19 protein-coding genes are annotated in these 21706 nt (G+C 45.2%); 13 read left to right on the forward strand and 6 right to left on the reverse strand.

The genetic code is table 11. The features are described from left to right. Window positions 1–160: 160 nt before the first annotated feature. Together AC1DYT_RS20335 and AC1DYT_RS20340 are read left to right on the forward strand one after the other, a co-directional pair. Complete coding sequence (locus AC1DYT_RS20335; protein ID WP_477471355.1) at window positions 161–346, forward strand: hypothetical protein; 186 nt, start codon at window positions 161–163, stop codon at window positions 344–346. Between the two features lie 151 nt (window positions 347–497). Then, window positions 498–1943: a hypothetical protein gene (locus AC1DYT_RS20340; protein WP_477471356.1), complete on the forward strand. Its 1446-nt coding sequence runs from the start codon at window positions 498–500 to the stop codon at window positions 1941–1943. Between the two features lie 83 nt (window positions 1944–2026). On the opposite strand, the gene AC1DYT_RS20345 is transcribed toward AC1DYT_RS20340, so the two are convergent. Continuing rightward, the gene (locus AC1DYT_RS20345) at window positions 2027–2392 is read right to left on the reverse strand and encodes a response regulator (RefSeq protein WP_477471357.1); all 366 of its coding nucleotides are present in this window, start codon (window positions 2390–2392) and stop codon (window positions 2027–2029) included. A 316-nt stretch (window positions 2393–2708) separates the two neighbouring features. On the opposite strand from AC1DYT_RS20345, the gene AC1DYT_RS20350 reads away from it, so the two are divergent. Beyond that, window positions 2709–3413 (forward strand): DUF4386 domain-containing protein, encoded by a 705-nt coding sequence (locus tag AC1DYT_RS20350; protein ID WP_477471358.1) that lies wholly within the window; start codon window positions 2709–2711, stop codon window positions 3411–3413. A gap of 6 nt (window positions 3414–3419) precedes the next feature. Continuing rightward, window positions 3420–3842, forward strand: coding sequence for a DUF6326 family protein (locus tag AC1DYT_RS20355; RefSeq protein ID WP_477471359.1), 423 nt, complete (start codon window positions 3420–3422; stop codon window positions 3840–3842). A gap of 321 nt (window positions 3843–4163) precedes the next feature. On the opposite strand, the gene AC1DYT_RS20360 is transcribed toward AC1DYT_RS20355, so the two are convergent. The 5 genes from AC1DYT_RS20360 to AC1DYT_RS20380 form a co-directional block, all read right to left on the reverse strand. Continuing rightward, window positions 4164–6293, reverse strand: a complete 2130-nt coding sequence (locus AC1DYT_RS20360; protein ID WP_477471360.1) for a DEAD/DEAH box helicase — start codon at window positions 6291–6293, stop codon at window positions 4164–4166. A gap of 2 nt (window positions 6294–6295) precedes the next feature. After that, window positions 6296–7609, reverse strand: coding sequence for an ATP-binding protein (locus tag AC1DYT_RS20365; RefSeq protein WP_477471361.1), 1314 nt, complete (start codon window positions 7607–7609; stop codon window positions 6296–6298). Continuing rightward, window positions 7609–9618, reverse strand: a complete 2010-nt coding sequence (locus tag AC1DYT_RS20370; RefSeq protein WP_477471362.1) for a tellurite resistance TerB C-terminal domain-containing protein — start codon at window positions 9616–9618, stop codon at window positions 7609–7611. Before AC1DYT_RS20370 ends, AC1DYT_RS20365 begins: the two co-directional genes overlap by 1 nt. A gap of 524 nt (window positions 9619–10142) precedes the next feature. Continuing rightward, window positions 10143–11504: a tetratricopeptide repeat protein gene (locus AC1DYT_RS20375; protein WP_477471363.1), complete on the reverse strand. Its 1362-nt coding sequence runs from the start codon at window positions 11502–11504 to the stop codon at window positions 10143–10145. Between the two features lie 91 nt (window positions 11505–11595). Beyond that, a complete protein-coding gene (locus AC1DYT_RS20380; protein WP_477471364.1) occupies window positions 11596–11865 on the reverse strand; it encodes a hypothetical protein in 270 nt (89 codons plus the stop codon). A gap of 15 nt (window positions 11866–11880) precedes the next feature. Here AC1DYT_RS20380 and AC1DYT_RS20385 point away from each other — a divergent pair, with 15 nt between their 5' ends. From AC1DYT_RS20385 to AC1DYT_RS20425, 9 genes are all read left to right on the forward strand, one after another. Continuing rightward, window positions 11881–12168: a hypothetical protein gene (locus tag AC1DYT_RS20385; protein ID WP_477471365.1), complete on the forward strand. Its 288-nt coding sequence runs from the start codon at window positions 11881–11883 to the stop codon at window positions 12166–12168. Window positions 12169–12287: 119 nt separating this feature from the next. Next, entirely contained in the window at window positions 12288–13088 is an 801-nt protein-coding gene (locus tag AC1DYT_RS20390; protein ID WP_477471366.1) for an NIPSNAP family protein, read from the forward strand. Window positions 13089–13155: 67 nt separating this feature from the next. Then, a complete protein-coding gene (locus AC1DYT_RS20395) occupies window positions 13156–13410 on the forward strand; it encodes a hypothetical protein (RefSeq protein WP_477460050.1) in 255 nt (84 codons plus the stop codon). 211 nt (window positions 13411–13621) lie between these two features. Beyond that, complete coding sequence (locus tag AC1DYT_RS20400; protein ID WP_477471367.1) at window positions 13622–14329, forward strand: NUDIX hydrolase; 708 nt, start codon at window positions 13622–13624, stop codon at window positions 14327–14329. A gap of 102 nt (window positions 14330–14431) precedes the next feature. After that, a complete protein-coding gene (locus tag AC1DYT_RS20405; protein ID WP_477471368.1) occupies window positions 14432–16138 on the forward strand; it encodes a ribulokinase in 1707 nt (568 codons plus the stop codon). Window positions 16139–16140: 2 nt separating this feature from the next. After that, window positions 16141–16842 (forward strand): L-ribulose-5-phosphate 4-epimerase, encoded by a 702-nt coding sequence (locus AC1DYT_RS20410; protein ID WP_477471369.1) that lies wholly within the window; start codon window positions 16141–16143, stop codon window positions 16840–16842. A 58-nt stretch (window positions 16843–16900) separates the two neighbouring features. Beyond that, window positions 16901–18268 (forward strand): glycoside hydrolase family 27 protein, encoded by a 1368-nt coding sequence (locus AC1DYT_RS20415; protein ID WP_477471370.1) that lies wholly within the window; start codon window positions 16901–16903, stop codon window positions 18266–18268. A gap of 44 nt (window positions 18269–18312) precedes the next feature. Continuing rightward, on the forward strand, window positions 18313–19803 hold the full coding sequence (gene araA / locus AC1DYT_RS20420) for an L-arabinose isomerase (RefSeq protein WP_477471371.1): 1491 nt from the start codon (window positions 18313–18315) through the stop codon (window positions 19801–19803). 67 nt (window positions 19804–19870) lie between these two features. Continuing rightward, window positions 19871–21577: a sodium:solute symporter family transporter gene (locus AC1DYT_RS20425; RefSeq protein WP_477460056.1), complete on the forward strand. Its 1707-nt coding sequence runs from the start codon at window positions 19871–19873 to the stop codon at window positions 21575–21577. Window positions 21578–21706 lie beyond the last annotated feature (129 nt).

A 21706-nucleotide genomic window follows, 5' to 3' on the forward strand; every position in this document is an offset into this window, starting at 1 on the left:
AATTTTTTTGGCTAAGGTATTAATGAACTCCCTTTGGTCGGTTGTCTTCGTTCCTCGCAATAACGTGGTGGTTAGTGGTTTTTCTGAGCATCCTTCGCACTCACGCTGTCACCAAAATTCCGCTCCCTAAAACGGACGGACAGGGCAACCCTAAACCCGATTGTACGGAAAGCCCGCTTCTATCAGCGGCTTGGAGGAAAACCTGCCTGCCGGCAGGCAGGGCGGGGCTAACGTAACCCAAACGCTTCTGCCCCTGCTTTTCAAAAAGGGCCACCCCATTTTTCCGCAAAAAAGGGTAGAATTACCCTGCCGTTTACCGGCTATTCCTGTAGGCTGTGCCGTTTAATTACCCTGCGGGCAACCGCTTTTAACCCTTATTTAAACTATTGCGCCAGGTTAAGGGTTTCGTGCTTGTTATTGTGATTTTTAATTAACTAATTTTACTGATAATAAAGCTGTTAGCCAATTTAATTAACCGGTACCTAACCTCACTTTTTATGAAAAAATTTCTCGTTGTTGCTGTTATTTTAGGGATGCTGCTGGCCTGCAAATATTTCCAGGGCCATAAAGCAAGCGGCCTGCCAAACGCTTTTTGCGACTCCACCGTGGCAGATAACCCCTGCGCCATCATCCCTTACGATGTTAACGAAAGCTTTGGCCTCGGCTACGATAGCTTCCTCGATTCGCTGCACCAAACGCCTTTTGATATTTTCTCCTGGCAAACTTTTATGGCGCTCAACTGGCCCGCCAATGCCGCCGGTAACCCCATCGGTACTTCCATTACCGATTCGGTGAACGCGCCCCGCGTATGGGAACATTACCAGGACCCTGCCGAGGTTTTCGGTACCAGTATGCCCTTGCTCAACCTGCACCTTGGCGAGGCTAAAAAAGGCGGGCAAAAGTTCCTTTACCTCGATTCGAAGGCACCACATAATTTAGCACACGTTGCCTCCATCAACGCTAACGACCTTGACGGTTTCCAGGAAGCCGATGGCCACCCGCTTATCGACCGTAACCTCAACTTCGCCCTCTACGAAATAAAAATGAACCCGGTGGAAACCAAGTTCACCCTTGATAACCAGCTGACCACCACGCAGGGCATTTATAACGCGGGCATCAAAACCAACAACTCCATCGATCTGCCGCAGAGCAACCCCGCCACCAAAAACGTGGGGATGATAGAGATCAAAGCCTCCTGGCGCATCCTGCTACCCGCCACCGGCGACGATACCAGTCGCTACTATTGCCGCAAGGCCACCATCTTTATCGATAGCCTGCACACCCGCAACCACAAGCCGCTGCTAATTACCAACGTAACCGTGGGGATGGTTGGGATGCACATTGTGCGCAAAACGGCCAAGGTGCACGTTAACCAAATCTGGACCACCTTCGAGCATATTGATAACACGCCGGATAATGCCCAGGAGGCGCAGATGATTAACAGGCAATGGTCGTTTTACAACCCGGATTGCCTAAACTGTACGCCAAACGCCCCGGCAGATACCATCAAAGGTGATAAGCAGCAGTATATGTGGGAGCCTACGATGCCTTACGCCCGCGATTATGCCACAGGTTCGCCCGGTCAGCAAAGCAAGCGCGATTCGTTTGGTACGCAGGCTATGCGCGTTTACCCCGTTTACCGCTATACCGAACTGGTGAACCAGCAATGGCAGGCCAAGCTTAAAGGCACCGTTTGGGCCAATTACAGGCTCATTGGTACACAGTGGGAGCAATCGGAGATAAACCCCGGGCCAACCGCGCCAAACTTTTTGGGCAACACCACGCTGGAAACCTTCCTGCAGGCCGATGCATCGTGCATAAGCTGCCACCGCGACGCCAGCATCCTCTACAACAACAAAAAAGACACCATAAAAACCGACTTCAGCTTTATTTTCCCCATCTACGCCAGGGCAAATACCAACGCCAAGCCGGCAAAGAAATAAACTATTGAACTTCTATTGATTTAAGGGATGAGGCTGCCGTGAGGTGGCCTCATTTTTTTTGAAAGGAGATACCTTCGTCCCCGCTACACTCCTAACTGCCTTTTTATGGCATCAAGAAGCTGATCGACATCGAATGGTTTTGCAATAAAATCGTTTGGGGCGCCGGGTAAATTGAGCACTGCGGCAAGATCGTGTGTGCCCGAGATGAGGATAACCGGAATTGATTTCGTAAGGGGGTTTTCCTTTATTTCTTTACAAATGGCGCGCCCATCCATATCGGCAAGCAGCACATCCATCAAAATAAGATCGGGGGTAAAATCTTTTATATGGTCGAATATGTTGTAGCCGCGGTTTAAGGTTTTCACCGTGTAGCCACTTTCGGTTAACAGATAAGCAACAACTTCTAAAATATCATCGTCATCATCTAAAACCAATATCTTTTTGCTCATAAATCAAGGTAGAATAGCATCGGCAATAGGTAGCCAATTATAGTGCCAGCATTATAGCTTTTACTGTTTAATTGTTTATAGACCAGATATTTATTCAATTAGTTTAAAAACGGGGTTATGGCCACCGTTTCAGTTTCTATTTTGAGGTAGATCATAAAATCAGAACCCACTCCCGGCTCGCCTCTACCGAAACCTATTTTCAGCAACCCTCCGGCCCCAATTTTGGTAAGCGGAAGCGCAGTATTATTGTCTTCTATCCATTTCGTTTTGTAACAATCGTGGCAAGCCAGGGTCAAATTATCTGAAAATCAACCTTATGGAGCCAAACAAAAAAACAGCGAGGATTGCCGGCCTACTTTACCTTATCGTGGTGCTTAGCGGCCTTTTTCACCTGTTATACGTGCCCGGGAAATTGATTGATTGGCACAACCCGGTCCTCACCCTGCAAAATATCACCGCCCACGAAACCCTTTTCCGGCTGAGTATCCTGGCGGGCTGCATCTGCTACACGGCGTTCCTGTTTTTGCCCCTCGTATTATATAAATTGCTGTCGCCCGTAAATAAAACCCATGGGGTAGCCATGGCCGCCCTCGCGCTGCTGAGCGTGCCCATATCCTTTGTAAACCTGCTGAACAAATTTGCCGTGCTTACCCTTATCAGCAAGCCGGAATACGCCATAGCCCCGCCGGGACTTGCCTCGCAGGTGATGCTGCAATTGCAATACTATAGCAATGGCAACCTGGTAGCCTCGCTGTTTTGGGGCTTGTGGCTGCTGCCATTTGGGTGGCTGGTGTACCGGTCGTGTTTTTTGCCGAAGGTGCTTGGCTTGCTATTGATGGCGGGTTGTGTTGGCTATGTAGTAAATTTTGTAGGCGAGCTGGTATTTGCCGGCGCATACGCCAAAAGTGGTATCGACAGCTATATCAGCATCCCCGGCGGGTTGGGCGAAATTGGCACTTGCCTGTGGCTGTTGGTTATGGGAGTGAAAGTTAAAACAACAAACTTTACAGCAACGAAATAAAAAGAGATGGCAAATTCTCCCCAACTACAAAATTTCCGCATCAATATTAAGCTTAAACTCTCCGCTTTATGGGTGAGCGTAATGTTTTGCTATGTGTACGGCGACTTTTTTTCGCTGTTTGTACCTGGCCGCATCCAAAACCTGATGAATGGCAATAGCGGCAGCGGCCACACCACGCCCGTGATGCTGCTGGTGTATGCCATCCTGATGACCCTGCCGCCCATGATGATATTCCTTTCACTTATACTCCGCCCTAAAATCAACCGGGTTGCCAATTTGGCAACCGGCACATTATTTACCCTCGTGATGGTGCTGGTTGTGGCTACCTCTATTAGTAAGTGGATGCTATTTTACACCTATTTAGGGGTGGTAGAGGTGGTTATCACTTGCCTGATTATCGGATATGCCTGGAAATGGCCTAAAGAGTGACCACCGGCGGTGGAACGCAACGGGATAATTGTGTTGTTTGGGGGTGGATTAGAAGCATCAGCGGCTCGCCTCCTTCAAAAAACTCGCCGATGAGCTATGGCCCAGCGGGCTGGAAGTGGGGCCGAAATTGGAGATATTGAGTTTAGTGGCGAGTACGGAGGGGTATTACTGAGAAAGTTTTGAAAAGCAAAGGTAGTAGCGCTTAGGCCGGGTTCTGCCCCGCTTTCCCTCCAAGCCGCCGGTAGAAGCAGCTTTCCGTACAATCGGGTTTAGGGTTGAGGTGTCTTACGAATTCACCGCCGAATATGTTAACGAAATAAATCAACCTTCCTGATAACCAATGAAGTTTACATTTTGAATAAATTCACGTGTTGCATCAAAATCGAAATATTTACGTTTTAACACTTGGATTTGAAATGAAACCGGAAGGTAAAATCCCCATTTAGAAAAATCCATCATTGTTGGCTTAGTTCGAATGGCGTTTTCAAGGGGAAAATCAATATCATCAATGAGCGCGATGCATTTTTGAAAGTTCGCATTTAATTCAAATAAGTCTCCTTTAAATGTAAAGGAACTTTCATGTTCATTATAACCATCTTCTGTGCCTAATATTCCGAATAAAAAATGAAGGCTTTTGTTAATCTTTGTCCCCTGAAAACTAAAGACTTGGATGTGGCCATCTTTAATTAGTACAGGCCTGTCATCTTCTAAACTCTCAATTGGATACCCGGCAAACTCGGTTCTAAATTGCCTCAGTATTTCTGTAGCTGTTTCATTAACTTCTGGTATTGTATCTGTTTCAAATAATAACTGCAACATGCGTTCCCGAATTTTGTAATGGAGGTCCGCTCCCGAACCAGAGAAAATTGGTTTTTTCCCGTCTTTTGCAGGAACCACTGTGATTTTTTTCGCTTTATGGTCTACATCAACTATTTTCCATATTCGTGCAGCAAGCAACATGTTTTCGTCTACCTGGAGTTGAAGAGATAACGGTATCTCTCCTATAGTTTTATCATAGTTAATTACTTTATAATTCGGCTCCGTTTTAAATACGCTGTAAAAGTCTTTGCTATTTACAATCCGTTCACCTTCGACACCTATTATTAATTCGCCTCCTATTAACTCAAGCATATCGTTTTTAAGAAGCGCATTTATAACGTCTGTTGTTTCTATTCCTTCGATTTTTGAAAACGCATAGTTTGTCGAAATTCGTTTACATAATTCATTTACTGTTGCACCAGACAACTGCTTTACATAACCTAAGATTTGATGCAGCAAAATATCGTAAGGCTTTTCTGTCGCAAATACTGGTTCAATAAATCCTTCTTTATAAAGGGAAAGGCAGGCCAAAGATTGTAACAAACTCCACTTATCTGTAGCATAAAAAAGCAGTTTACTTACTTCTCCATCCCTTCTGCCGCTACGGCCAATACGTTGTATCAATGATGCAATAGAGTGTGTAGCGTCAATCTGAACTACTTTTTCGACAGACCCGATATCAATGCCTAATTCAAGGGTTGATGTACAAGCTATCGCAAACGGATAACGTACATTATTTTTAGCAAAATGCTCAATATATTCTCTTAACTCTTTGTCTATTGATGAATGATGAGAAAAATAATAAGGATGCCCATTTACCCTGTCCGATATCTTTTTCAGCTTCACCGCAACCTCTTCGGCACGCCCCCTGCTATTGGGGAAAATAAGCACTTTACTATCCTTGGTATTTAAATATAAATCTTTAAGTAGTTCTAATGGGAGGTCCCTGCCTTCTACGGCAAAATATTTTATCTCAGCCTCCATTTCTTTCGATGTCTTATCGAGAAGTACCTTTGTATTACTCTCATCTCCTGTCATCCTTTTCGCCTCCCCATAATCTCCAATTGTAGCTGATAATCCAACAACTAAAAACCTTGATTTATTCAAATACTGCAAGCGAGAAAGGACTGATTTTAACTGAATGCCGCGGTCGCTCCCTATAAAGGAATGTATTTCATCTATAACTACATATTCCAAACTGGAAAAGAGCGTTTTGGCATTGTACGGGGCATTAGCTAACATTGCCTCTATCGATTCGGGAGTTATCAATACTACTCCGGAAGGATTTTTTACTAATTTTTCTTTTAGTGTGCGATTCGCTTCCCCGTGCCACTTAGTAACGTTCACATCCAGATACACACATAAATCTTCCACCCGATTAAATTGATCATTAATCAACGCTATTAGTGGCGAAATATATAGCACTTTTACTCCGTGCTCGGTAAAATTGACTTTAGAAAGAATGGGTAGGAATGCTGCTTCTGTTTTACCGGAGGCAGTCCTCGAAGCTAAAATAATATTTTCCGATGTGTTGAGTATCTTATCGATTGCCGCTGATTGGATCGGGCGCAAATATTCCCATCTCTTATCTCTGATATACTTTCGTATAGGTTCCGATAGTTGATCAAACACAGTTATAACTCCTCTATATCGGCCAACAACGTTTCATCCGGGCGTTCGTCTCTAACTTCCAAATCTCCAAACAATTTTTGTTTATCAACTCCAGGGTTCTGCCGTATAATACTAAGTATATTTAAGAAGTCTCTTATTACTTCGCGGGGAGTTAGAAATTCATTTGCACCGGGCTTGTTAAATAGTTCTTCCATAAATTGTTGAATATCCTGATTAGTTACATCGAGTTCAACTTTGTAATTGAAATCAAAAACATCTTTAAGCTTTTTCAGCAATACGAATATTTCGTTATGGTCGAGTGGCATTAAACGAATTACAGGCTGGGCAAAATCTCTTATTTCCTGTGTTTCAAACTTGTTAGTTTCCAACCGTGATTTTAATGCTTGATAGCTAAATAAGCCCCTCCTGGGATTTTCTAAAACTTCTTTGGTCCCGGCAAAATTTATAAACAGGTTGCTTACCTTTCCCTGGAAGCAGTCATTATAAATCGTAAGAATCTTTTCATAATTCTTTTCGCGCATCACCGACGTAGATATTTTATATAGATTGATAGCCTCATCAAGATTTATCATAAAACCACTATAACCAATGCTAACAAATAACTTACAAAAGTTTTTTAGCATATCATAGTAATTCAAATCATTAATCACATCGCGTACCCCCAACTCTTGCCTGGCTTCGGTTTTAGTTTTATACTCCCCTTTAAGCCACTTTAATGCATTACGCCTTAGGGTTTCATCTTCTTTGATAAAACCTTCGTAGTATTTCATAATAACCCAACCAAAATCAAATCCCCCCACTTCGGTGATTTCATTGACCGTTTTCATTATATTGTTTTGAATAAGCGCTAAGTACTCTTCTTTTCGTATGTCCGACAAGCTAATTTGATTTGCTTGTGCGGTTTGAATCATTATTTGCTCTATCCACTTTTCTAATAAAGTAGGCAAAGCACCACCTTCAGGTTTCGTTTGAATAGACACATTATCCATAATAGCTGCATATAGAGCTACGCCTTTGCCATCGTTAGAATAGAGGCGATTATCAGGGGTAAAATCTGCATTTGCCACAACAAACTTTTGCTTTAAGGCCACGGTGTTCAACAAGTGTAACATAAATGACTTGCCCGACCCAAACTCGCCAATCCAGAATTTCACGATACTGTGCCCGTTTTTAACATCTTCTAATGCGGAGATAAATGCGTCAACCTCGGCTGACCTGCCGACTGTAATATGTTGTACACCTATTTTGGGGACAACGCCACCAAGTAAAGAATTGATTATTGCGGTTGCCTCTTTGGGTTTAAGGTTGGTAATCATTATATTATAATTCGGTTAAGGTAATCAGGGTTTATCGTATAATAGTCCTCGTCTTCTTCAATAAGAACATCATCTAACATTTCGTAACAACTTTCATTAATCGTATCGATTAATTGATTTTTGAACAATGAATTTCTTTTTGCAAAATTTTCAAGTTCAGATGCAGTTACGCAATAATCGTTATCTTGAAACAACATTAAACAATCTTTTTCGGTTGCGTTAAGTGATACAACGGTACTAATTGAAATTGCGACGGAAGCTGTTTGCATTAAGGCTTCAACTTTGCCGAAATTATTATCAATTGGACTTTGAAGCTCATAAACCGCCTCATCATCGTCGTCTTTTAAATACTCATTTAATATTTCGACTGTACCGCTATGTTGTTGCTCTACACGTTTAATGGCTTCTGTATTTAACGTAATACTTTTCCGTTTGGCTTTATATATACTAAGGACATCCAGAAGCGCCTTGTCGAGTCCTTTTGTTTTGCTTAGCTCGTTTACAATAATTTGAAAACTATCTAATTGCTCCTGGTTTGCAAATAATTTTTTTTGTATCGTTTTATTAAGTGCTTTGTTATCAATCTTTATCGACAATAAATCCTGATAAATATAATGTAGATAAAGTTTAAGAGATTCCACTTTATCAAAAGCAACCATGAATTTAGAAGCTTCATAGTATATATTTTCAATTGATGGGTTTTTAGCATTTAGCTTAGCTAATAAATGGATTTGTTCCACCAAAGCTTTATGATCGCTGCCAATATATCCGTCGGTTAAATGCTCAAATTTTATTTTCCAGCGAGTTGTATTAGCCTCGTTTAATAGTAACTCAGTTTCTTCATCCGGAATGCCCACCGTCGGCAATAGATAAGTAATTACCTCATCCATTATGCTATCCAAATGCTTTTTAAACAAGTTAATAGCTTCTGGACCGCCAGAATTGTAATCCGGCGATATTTTTCTTTTATGATCCCATGCTATTCTGATTGCTGCTTCTGATTTTCGGTAAAGGGTATGGTATAAATCGCCTTCAGCGTTTTCCTTTATATATGCGGAATCGTAACCATCCCAGTAACCAGGTTGTGATTTATGATAACGATAGGCTGCATTTTTTACCGCATCAATTCTCTTTGATAAGGCATATTCTTCGTTCGCCAGTACTCTGACAATTCGTTTAATAGATAACAGGTATAACTTAATAATCGCTACACGACAACCTTCAATTGAGTTAAAATTGTTACTGTAGTCGTAGAATTTATTTAACCAAATTTCTTCCTGGGCACTTAGTCCAAGTTTAGCTTTATATTTTTTACCCAGTTTATACTCATCAGGGTCGTAAGCGGCATATATGGTACCGCTGCTAGCTGTGAAAGAGCTATTGCTAAATTCTGTATCAATTCTCGTTATATGTTGTGAAATTTCAATAATTGATGAATCAGTGCGTTTCTCAGGTTGCTGAGTAGATATTGGATTAGCATAAGACCTGGGGCTTTGAAGAGGGGTTTGTTTATTTTCAGACGTATTTGAAAATGGTATCGGTGTATTGGTGCCCAACTGCCTTAACAATTTCACTATCTCAAGTTCGTTAAACTTTTTGCTGATTACAAGACCATAAATACCATTATGCAACATTGAATAGTCATTACTATCTGCAGATAGTTTTGTTTCTAAATTGTTATGGGCTTCCTGTGCTTTAAGGTTTATAAAGGAATCTAATAAAAGTTCTAATTGTTTTGGTGATAATTGGTCATAACAAAGTGCAACTGTGTATCTAATGGTCTGATTAGTTACGTTGAGTTGCGATGGTTTAGATTCAAGTAATAATCTCCACTTTATTCCAAAGTGTTTTGAAGCTAATTCCTGAGATGCCATTTTAGGCTGTGGATTAACGGGTATCATTGCTGGTCTGACTGGTTTAACCCGCGGAGGTGGGTGTGCAATTCCTTTTTTATTGCTGTTAAAGATTACAATAATTAAGACAATGCATATAATTAAAAAGATGATCATCCCAATAGTTTAGGTGGAGAGCAATATATAAATTATCAATCGAATTTCATAGTAGTAAAAAATGAGAAGATGTGCTAACTTTCAGCATATTGTTCGCTGCTGAGTACAAACCTACTACCTAAGCTAAACCCGATAGCAGCGAAAAGCCCGCTTCTACCAGCGGCTTGCAGCATATAGCGGGGCCGCCGCAACCAAAGTACTTCTGCCTTGCTTTTCCAATTCTCTCCACCGATTTACCCCAGCTTAGTCCTGAAGTTGCTTTACACAAGGTGTCCCAAATTGCTCAAAAAAAGTGTTTCACTCATTTTTGTATATTTTGTTTAAGTGGTTAATAATAAATATATTACATGGTTTACTTAAACAACAGGGGTGTCCCAAAGTGTTCCATAAAAAAATGCAACTATTTGATAATCAGTGTGAATTAAAAAATAAGTGTCCCACATTCAAAGTGGAACACTTGCAGGCACTTGTCGCAAACAGACAGACCAAAACCTCCTTAAACCCGGGTGTACCTAAAGCCCGCTTTAAAAATCCAGATCTCCATCCTCCCCGTCCATAACTTTGAATTTGGCAGTTAAAAAGGCATAAACCGGTATTTTTAAAAGCGTGGTACCGTAATCTTGTATCAAGTTGTAATCCTCACTAAGCAGGGCTTCCATATAACGATCTGCAGATGGGATATCGCCGATAATTGAATAATACCGGCACATCACGCCGTAAAAATTCGCAGCCAGCTCTATATTAAATTCCGTTTTGCCGGGGTACATATCTGCCAGATCGGCTTTATTTTCGAACACCGCGAGGAATTCATCCTCCCGGCCCTGGTCTAAAAGCGTGTCGGCGAAGTCTACGCGGTAGGGCAGGTGATCGGCAAACATATTATATGCTTTTTCCAAAATCACGTCGCCCTCATCAAACTGATCATTATGGGTGTAAGCAAAATGCAACAGGGCATAAAACTGCGCCCGTTGCGGGTATTTTTCTATGGCCGCCAATAATTCGGTTATTGCGTGTTCATAATTTTCATCCTCAAAAACTAACTCCTTCAACAAACTGAATTCAGCTTCCTGGGCAGCATTGTCAAAAGTTTCGTACAAAGTGCTCTCCTCAGTTTCAACTAATGCGTAGCCCGTGCCTATCGGCGGCTTCGCCGCCGGGCTGCCTTCCTGGTGTTGGCTGTCTATGAACTCGTTGTAGGTTTCATTCGTCTTTTTAATGAGGTCCAGTATCTGCAAATTAGCGGCTGTTCTTTCGTCGTCGAAATCATCAAGGTCGTCTTCATCATCATCCCAGGCATCGTCATCAAGGTCATCATCCCCGTGCATCACCCTAAAATTGCCTTCGCCGGCGGTGCGGTTGAGGGTGGCTATTATACTTCTGATGGTGGTTTCGCTATCATGCGGGCCGGCAACGTAGCAAGGCTCGCCGTTAAGCCCAAATTCCAGTTCCATAAGGGGGACGCTTTCGTCGTCGTCATCTTCTAATATAAACTTCGCTACGGCGAAATCTTTATGCGGTTTAAAGCCATAATCTTCTGCATATACCAATGCGCCAAAAATGATATTATGGGCTAAACTATAATCGCATTGTTCAAAGCCGGGGTACGCATCAACCAAATCCTGGTATTCATACGGCGACATGTTAAACCGGTAATCAGCATCCTTCACCCCAAGGCAAAACATATCAATCAGATAAATGCCTGCGGTTATATTGCCCGTTACATGCTTGCGCGCTATAATTATACTGCACATGCCTGCGCTTTCCCACTCTTCAGTAATAAGGCATTCGTGAATAGGCAGCGAGCGTGCCTGGTTTTTGATGTAATTTTCGGCGGTTAGGGCAACCGGCTTAAACGGGACTACTTTACCTTTATTTTTCTTGGCCATAAGATGCATCAATATTGGCCGGATCAAAAAAATCCGGCGCGTACCTGCAGGCAAATATCCTAAAATTTGCATTTTGAGGCAAGAAAACTTGTTACCGCTTCACAATGTAATCGTACCAAACGTACAATTGATCGAACAGCGGACCGGCGTTGAATTCTTTGCCTTTTGAGGTTACCATGCGCACGTTGCCGTCGGTGTTATCTACCATAATTTCGTCTATCTCGGTAGCGTCGTTGTCTTTCTGAAAGATGAAACGCACTTTCAGCTTTCCTTTAAGCCATTCCACATGGCTTTGCGCAGGCACCAAATGGGTTTCGCTGCCTTTGTAAAAGCTGATGTGCCTGGCGTCTTTCAAACTCATATAATGTAAAGCGAATTGCATAAGGTAAAGGAATGCAAAAACGGCGAGGAGCAACAGGTGAGAACCACCCTTTCGACAGGTGCTTTTTCACCCTTTTTGAGAGGGGACAACCGAAATCCGAAAATCAGGTGGCGATTTAACCGCAAAGGACACAAAGAAGGGCGCAAAGGGCACAAAGCCTTGCAAACCGGCAATAAGGCGCAAAAAGTAAATTATGAAATGTTAGCGCATTTACGTAAAAAAATCTTTGTGCCCTTTGCGCTAGTCAAACTGCAAATCTTTGTGCCCTTTGCGGTAAAATAAATCGCCCTACAAAACACTGCAAACCGTCTGCCCAATCAATTCCGAAATGGCGAAGCCCTCAACGTAGTTAATCCCCCAAATAAATCTTACATTTAGCACAACCATTATCCCTTAAATTGATGAAAAGACGCTCATTCGTGAAAAGCACCCTTTTAAGCGGCGCAGCTGCAGCCGTAATCCCTGCAACCGCCCTAAGCGCACATGCCGATACCGCCCCCTTCAAAGGCGGCGATTACTACGAACTGCGCACCTATACCCTTAAAAACGAAGCCCAGCAAAAGCTGGTGGAAGATTACTTCCGCGATGCTGCCATCCCTGCGCTTAACCGCATAGGCGTAAACCACGTGGGCGTATTTACCGAACTGAAGCCCGAGGGCCAAACCAAAATATTCGTACTCACCACCTACAACGGCCTGAGCCACTTAAGCCACATTGCCGATAACATCGGCAGCGATGCCGAGTTTAAGGCCAAAGGAGCCGCGTACCTCAACGCACCCGCCTCGGCACCGGCTTACGAGCGCATAGAAAGCTCGCTGATGAAAGCTTTTGAGCATAGTCCGCTGATCGCCGTGCCGCCAAATACCCCGCGCATATTCGAGCTGCGCCAATACCAAAGCGCCAGCGAAGCTGCCGGCAAAAAGAAGATAGAAATGTTTAACGACCAGGGCGAGATAGATATCTTCAAACGCCTGGGCTTTAAGCCCGTTTTTTGGGGCGAAACGATTATCGGTCCACTAAGGCCAAACCTTACTTATATGGTAACCTTCGATGACCTGGCCGCCAAGGATGCGCACTGGAAAGCATTTGTAGACGATGCACAATGGAAAAAGATCAGCACCGTGCCCGACTATGCCGACGCTCTGCTGGTAAACAAAATAACCTCTACCCTGCTGGTGCCGACGGCCTACTCGCAGATTTGACGCTGATTTGAAGCAGCACGAATAGTTATTTTAATAACTTTGCGGCTTTAAAATTCAGGTAATACCCATGCAAGACCCATTCGACGTATTGGTAAACGGCGTAGTTTACTCCGTTTTCCCCGAAGAAGATAACGTTTACACCATTTTTAAAGCCGGTACCGAGTTCGGCAAAATAGAGAAAGACACCGAAAACCTGTGGCTAAAACTCAACCCCGAAACCGAATTGCCCATGTTTGATAACGATGCCGAAACCAACCGCATAGGGCAGGCAATCACCAACTACGTGCCCGAGGAAGAAGACGAGGATGAGGACCTGGAATAGGCGCCTCGTGCCATGCAGCCAAACACTTCATATTAATTGTAAAATAAACACTTAAAGTATTTTTTGCGTACTTTAGCTTGTACAACGCCGGTAAAAAGCATTTTTTTTACAACAAACCGGGATTTTTAAGCACAAAGGCCAATAAATAATTTGCAATATGGCCGCATAAACTATATTTGCGGTTAACACCATCAAAAATATCCATAGCAGCATGCTCAAATACTCAAAACAAACCCGTTTCCTGGTAGCGGTGGATTGCATTGTTTTCGGTTTTGACGGCGAAACCCTAAAGCTGCTACTCATCAAAAGGGCGTTCAACCCCGAAAAGGATAAATGGAGCCTGATGGGCGGTTTCGTACAAGCTACCGAAAGCCTGGACCAGGCCGCCAACCGCATACTGAAGCAACTAACTGGATTAGAGGGCGTTTACCTCGAACAAATGTACTCTTTCGGCGAAACCAACCGCGATCCGATGGAGCGCACCGTATCCGTAAGTTACTTCGCCCTCATAGATATACATAAGTATGAGAAGCAGATAAGTGCCGACTTCCACGCAGAGTGGGTACCGCTTAAACGCATCCCAAAACTTATCTTCGATCACCAGGAAATGGTGGAGCTGGCCAAAAAAAGCATCCGCTATAAAGCCGCCCTGCACCCTATTTTATTCGAGCTGCTCCCCTCCCGCTTTACTTTACCACAGCTGCAAAACCTCTACGAGAGCGTTTTTAACGCCAGTATAGATAAGCGCAACTTTAGCAAAAGGGTGCTGGCTACCGGTTTGCTCATCAAACTAACCGATAAAGATAAGGCCGGCTCAAAACGCGGCGCGTTCTACTATCAGCTTAATATGCAAAAGTATTACGCTAATTTCCAAGCCTTTATCAACATTATTCCCAATCCCGATTCGTTACAGAATTAGGCTCGCAATCCCCTGCTTTAATTTTTTTTTATGTTTCCTTGCAAAAATTTCTTTTTGTAAAAAAATAAGTGTTATTTAGACACTCAATTATAAAGCTAATATATGAGCCAAGATCAGTACGTGATCGGTGTCGACTATGGGTCGGATTCCGTTCGCTCGGTAATCGTTGACGCCTCCAACGGGCAAGAGATTGCTTCTTCTGTATTCAACTACCCCCGCTGGCGCGATGGTAAATACTGCGTGCCATCAGAAAATCAGTTCAGGCAGCACCCTTTAGATTATATAGAGGGCCTGGAAACCACCATTAAAGATTGTATTGAACAGGCAGGCGGCCAGGCTATAGCCAAAGCTATCAAAGGCATATCGGTAGATACCACCGGTTCTACCCCTGTTGCGGTTGATGCAACAGGCAGTCCGCTGGCACTGAGCCCGGAGTTTGCCGAGAATCCCAACGCCATGTTCGTTCTATGGAAAGACCATACCGGCATTGCCGAAGCCGATGAGATAAATGCACATGCCGAAAAATTCGAACCTAACTACCTTAAATATGTTGGCGGTATCTACTCGTCTGAATGGTTTTGGGCCAAATTGCTGCATGTAGTACGTGTAGATAGTGCTGTTGCCGCTGCTCTGCACTCCTGGGTAGAGCATTGCGACTGGGTGCCCTTCCTGCTTACCGGCGGTACCGATGTTAAGGCCATTAAACGTGGCCGTTGCTCTGCCGGACATAAAGCCCTTTGGGCCGAAGAATTCGACGGTTTGCCGCCCGATAGCTTCTTCAGCTCGCTTGATCCGTTACTGACAGGCATTACCGATAAACTTTATACAGATACTTACACTGCCGATGTAGCCGCAGGCAACCTGAGTGCCGAATGGGCCGAACGCCTTGGCCTCAGTACCGATGTAGTTGTAGGCACCGGCGCTTTCGATGCGCATATGGGTGCTGTTGGCGGGCAAATAGAGCCCTACTTCCTCAGTAAGGTAATGGGTACTTCTACCTGCGATATTTTGGTTGCCCCCTGTGCCGAGATCGACGGCAAATTGGTAAAAGGCATCTGCGGGCAGGTAAACGGCTCGGTTATACCAGGCATGGCCGGTTTAGAGGCAGGTCAATCTGCCTTTGGCGATACCTATGCATGGTTCAAAAACCTTATCTCGTGGCCAATCAATAACCTGCTGTCGCAATCACCCTTGTTGGATGCTGCTACCGCAGAAGCGCTTAAAGAAGAATTAGCAGAACTCATTATACCTGAATTGAGCAAACAGGCAGCCTTGTTGCCGATAGAAGAATATAACGAATTGGCGGTAGACTGGTTCAACGGCCGCCGCACCCCCGATGCCAACCAGGCATTGAAGGGAGCCATCAGCGGCTTGAATTTAGGCAGCGACGCCCCACGTGTTTTCCGTGCGCTGGCCGAGGCTACCTGCTTTGGTGCCAAAAGCATCGTAGAACGTTTCATTAGCGAGGGTATCCCGGTAAAGGGTATCATTGGTATCGGCGGGGTGGCTAAAAAGTCGCCATTTGTAATGCAGATGATGGCCGATATTTTAGGTATGCCTATCCGCATCCACCAATTTAAACACACCTGTGCGCTGGGCGCGGCCATGTTTGCGGCTGTGGTAGCGGGTATTTACCCCGATGTGGAAGCCGCCATGCAGGCCATGGGCCGGGGCTTCGATGTAAGCTACGAACCCAATACCCAACTGCGCGATGTTTACGAGAAACGTTACCGCCAATACCAGGCGCTGGGCAAAGATATCGCGAAGCAAACCGCGCTTAAAAACACTGCCGAACTTCAGAACGCCTAAGCATGAGTCAGTACCAACACATTAAACAAAAGGCTTACGAGGCCAATATGCAGCTGCCTAAGCTTGGCCTGGTGCTGTTCACCTTTGGCAACGTAAGTGCGGCCGACCGCGAGTTGGGCGTTTTTGCCATAAAACCAAGCGGCGTGCCTTATGACGAGCTTACGCCCGACATGATGGTGATTGTAGATTTTGATGGAAAGACCGTAGAGGGCAGCCATCGCCCATCGTCGGATACGCAAACGCACGCGGTTTTGTATAAAAAATGGCCAAAAATTGGCGGCATAGTGCATACGCATTCCACCTTTGGCACGGCCTGGGCGCAATCGCAACGTGCCATACCCATCTTCGGTACCACCCATGCCGATCACCTTACCTGCGATATCCCCTGCGCGCCGCCCATGAGCGACGAAATGATACAGGGCAATTACGAATATGAAACAGGCTTCCAAATCATCAATCATTTTGAAAGTCAGGATTTGGACTACGAAGAAGTAGAAATGGTACTGGTGGGTAACCACGCCCCCTTTACCTGGGGCAAAACTGCCGATAAAGCCGTTTACAACAGCGCGGTTTTAGAAACCGTTGCCCACATGGCTTACCTTACCGAGCAGATAAACCCCAACGCGCCACGCCTTAAGGATGCCCTTGTAAAAAAACATTACGAGCGCAAGCACGGGCCGGATTCGTATTACGGACAGAGCTAGATTTGAGAGGTGAGATATGAGATTTGAGATTAAACAAAATACCGGGTTATTAAATAGCATGAAACTTCGCTCCATTGTTTTACTTATTACCTGCCTTGCCTTTTGCTTTGGCGCATCGGCACAAGTTAAAGTCGCCGCCACGCCGCCTATGGGCTGGAACAGTTACAACTGCTTCGGCTCGGCTGTGCACGAAGATGAGGTAAAAGCAAATACCGACTACATGGCCGATAAACTGAAGGGCTTGGGCTGGGAGTACATTGTGGTAGATTTTCTTTGGAGCTACGATAACCCTCCAGGCAGCAACATAGGCAACCCTTTCCAGATGCGCCTATGGGATGGCTCGTATGTACCCTGGCTCACCATGGATAAATGGGGCCGTTTGTTGCCTCAGCCTAATAAATTCCCTTCGGCACTGGATGGCAAAGGATTTAAATCACTGTCGGATTACGTGCACAGCAAGGGCCTCAAATTCGGCATACATGTAATGCGTGGCATACCACGGCAGGCGGTGTGGAGCAAATCGCCAGTAAAAGGCACCAATGGCATCACCGCAGATATGGTGGCCGATACCAATTCCAAATGCCCATGGATGAACCACATGTACGGCCTCGACATGAAAAAAACCGGCGCACAGGAATACCTCAACTCTATACTGGAACTATACGCAAGCTGGGGCGTAGATTTTATTAAGGTGGATGACCTTTCGCGCCCATACAGCAATGCCGAGGTTGAAGGTTATAAAAAAGCCATAGATAATTGCGGCAGGCCCATAGTGCTGAGCCTTTCGCCGGGCGAAACGCCGGTTGCCCAGGCGGCCCATGCTACCCAATACGCCAACATGTGGCGCATGGCCGACGATTTTTGGGATAACTGGAAAGAGATACTCCATATGTTCGATTACGCCAAAAGCTGGGAAGGCGTTGGCGGCCCCGGCCACTGGCCCGATGCAGACATGATACAGATAGGCAAACTATCAAAACGCGGCCCAGTGGGCAATGAACGTTACAGCCGCTTTACCGAAGACGAGCAGTACACCCACATGACCTTCTGGAGCATTTACCGCTCGCCCCTGATGATTGGCGGCAACATGCCCGAGAACCGCGATTTGGAACTGAAGCTATTTACCAATGCCGAGGTATTGGGCGCCAACCAACAAGGCGAAAACCCGAAACAGCTTTATAAAAAAGACGGCGCAATGGTTTGGTACTCGCACGTGCAGGGCAGCAAAGATTTGTACGTTGCACTGTTCAACATTGGCGATGTAAATAAAAGCGTAGCGGTAGATTTTACCGCGCTGGGCCTCAAAGGCAAAGTAAAGGTACGCGACCTGTGGAAGAAACAGGATCAGGGCCAATTCAAGAAAAAGTACCAGCAAGCCATCAACCTGCACGGCGCGGCATTGCTAAGGTTATCATCAACAAATTAAGAAAACCTCATATCCCATATCTAAAATCCCATATCAAAGTAACAATGATCGATCTAAAAACATTTGAAGTTTGGTTTATTACCGGCAGCCAAAACTTATACGGCGAAGAAACCTTAAGGCAGGTTGCAGAGCATTCTAAACATATAGCCGCAGGACTTGACAGCGCAGGGCAGATTCCCGTACGCGTAGTGTACAAGCCCGTGGTAAAAAGCACCGATGAGATATACCAAACCTTACAGGAAGCCAACGTTGCGCCAAACTGTATCGGTATCATCACCTGGATGCATACTTTTTCGCCAGCCAAGATGTGGATACGTGGCTTGAATATATTGCAGAAACCCATGCTGCACCTGCACACTCAATACAACCGCGATATCCCCTGGAGCAGCATCGATATGGATTTCATGAACCTGAACCAAAGCGCCCACGGCGACCGCGAGTTTGGCTTTATGGTATCGCGCCTGCGCAAAAACCGTAAGGTGGTAGTAGGCCACTGGCAGGATACCGGCGTACTAGACGAGATAAACGGCTGGGCACGCGCCGCAGCAGGCTGGAACGATTGGCAGGGCGCAAAATTTGCCCGCTTTGGCGATAACATGCGTTTTGTGGCCGTAACCGATGGTGATAAGGTAGAAGCCGAAACTAAATTCGGGTTCTCGGTAAACACCTACGGTATAGGCGATTTAGTTGCTGTAATCGATAGCATCAGCGAAGCAGAGGTAACTGCACTTACAGATGAATACGAAAGCCTGTACACCATGGATGCATCGCTTGTAAAAGGCGGCGCGGGTTACTCATCGGTTTACGAGGCGGCCAAAATAGAACTGGGATTAAAGAAATTCTTGCAGGATGGCGGCTTCAAAGGCTTTAGCGATACCTTCGAAGATTTGCACGGCATGGTGCAGCTGCCGGGTATAGCCTCGCAGCGTTTGATGGAAGCAGGTTACGGCTTTGCAGGCGAGGGCGACTGGAAAACTGCCGCCCTGGTACGCGCATTCAAAGTAATGGGCAGCGGCCTTGCAGGTGGCAACGCCTTTATGGAAGATTACACCTATCACTTCGACCCAAGCAACGAGCTTGTTTTAGGCTCGCACATGCTGGAGATCGATTCGTCCTTAGCCAGCGGTAAACCTGCATTAGAGGTACATCCACTTGGCATTGGCGGCAAAGCTGATCCTGCCCGTTTGGTATTCAACGTGGCCGGCGGCAACGCACTAAACGCATCGCTGATAGATATGGGCAACCGTTTCCGTTTGTTGATAAATGAAGTTGTGGCCGTGGAGCCGGAGCATGACCTGCCCAAACTGCCCGTGGCCCGCGTGCTTTGGAAACCCCTGCCCGATATGAAAACCGGCTGCGCAGCCTGGATATACGGCGGCGGTGCGCACCATACCGCTTATAGCCAAAACTTAAGTGCCGAACTATTGCAGGATTTTGCAGATATGGCAGGCATAGAGTTTATGCGGATAGGCAAGGATACAACCATAGCGAATTTCCGCAACGAATTACGCTGGAACGAGATAGCTTACAAATAATTATCAAGACAGGCAGCTGAATGGGAACAGGCTGCCTGTTTACAAAACCAATTAATAAAACCAAATTATGAACAAGTTTACTACTATAGATTACGTCATTTTCGTTGTCTATTTCATCATAGTATCCAGCTATGGTTACTGGGTTTACAGCCGCAAAAAAATAAAAGGCGTATCAGACAGTAAGGATTTCTTCCTTGCCGAAGGATCGCTTACCTGGTGGGCCATCGGGGCCTCGCTCATCGCATCCAATATTTCTGCCGAGCAGTTTATCGGGGCCAGCGGTACGGGCTTCGCCGTAGGTTTGGCTGTGGCCGCCTACGAATGGGTAGCTGCTATCGCACTTATTATTGTTGCTGTATGGTTTGTGCCGGTGTATCTTAAAAATAAGATATTCACCATGCCGCAGTTCCTGCATAAGCGGTATAACGAATCCATGAGCTTTATTATGGCCATTATCTGGCTGTTTATGTATGTATTCGTTAACTTAACCTCCATCCTTTACCTTGGTGCGCTGGCGCTGAATAACCTTATTGGCGGCGATGTAAACAGTATGCACATCATCATTATTGCGCTGGCTGTGTTTGCTTTGTTTATCACCCTGGGTGGTATGAAGGTTATTGGCTTTACAGATGTAATACAAGTACTGGTATTGGTTATTGGCGGCTTAGCCACTACCTATATTGCGCTAACATTAGTGAGCGAAAAATTCGGTTACGGCAAAGATGCCATTGCAGGTTTTAATGCCATGCTTAAAGATGCGCCGGAGCACTTTAAAATGATTTTGGCCAAGCCAAAACCAGGTGCACCGCAGGCCGATATTGATAAATACCTTACCCTGCCGGGCATTGCCATGTATTTTGCAGGCCAATGGATAGTGAACCTTAACTATTGGGGCTGTAACCAATACATTACCCAGCGCGCCCTTGGTGCCGACTTGAAAACCGCGCGTACAGGTATCCTGTTTGCCGGTTTAATGAAACTGGCAATGCCTATCATCGTGGTACTGCCGGGTATAGCTGCCTACGTTCTTCACAAAAACGGCGGCTTGCAACAGGAGATGCTGTCGGGCGGTAAATTCAATTCCGACAATGCTTATTCTGCTGTGCTTGGCTTTTTGCCAACCGGCTTAAAAGGGCTTTCGGTAGCTGCGCTTACAGCTGCTATTGTGGCATCGCTTGCGGGTAAAGCAAACAGTATCTCTACCATATTTACGCTGGATATCTACAAAAAACACATAGATAAAGAGGCCAGCGAACACAAAATGGTAAATGTTGGCCGCTGGGTTATTTTGGGTGCCATGGTGCTTTCTATCGCCCTTACCTGGAAAGATCTTTTGGGTATCAGCGGCGAGGGAGGCTTTACCTTTATCCAAAAATATACAGGCTTTATCAGCCCGGGTATATTTGCCGTATTCATTTTAGGTTTCTTCTGGAAACGTACCACTGGCGCAGCGGCTATTGCAGGTATCCTCACCAGCTTTGTCATGTCGGTAGTGTTCAATAACTATGCACCGGCCTGGTTCGGGCACGAAACCTTCTTGTACACTGCTTTCCCGAGGGCAAACGGCACCTGGGAAATTCCGTTCCTCATTTGTATGGGGTTGTCGTTTTTGTTCACCATTATCGTGATGGTGGCTTTAAGCTTTGCAGGGCCTAAAATTAACCCTAAAGCTTTTGAAATTGATAAGAGCATGTTCAAAGTGGACAAGAGCACGCTTGCGCTTATCATTGTAACCTTACTATTGTTAACCGCACTTTATGTGAGGTTCTGGTAAAGGCTTAAAATGTCCCTCCTCAGTAATAAATGGTAATATATCGAAAGGCTGAATCGGGCGCCCGCCCGACAGCCTTTCACTTTTTAAAAACAATTTTGAGCAGCGATAATATCATATAAGTTACCAAAC

The sequence above is a fragment of the Mucilaginibacter sp. P1_D10 genome (genome assembly GCF_056406215.1).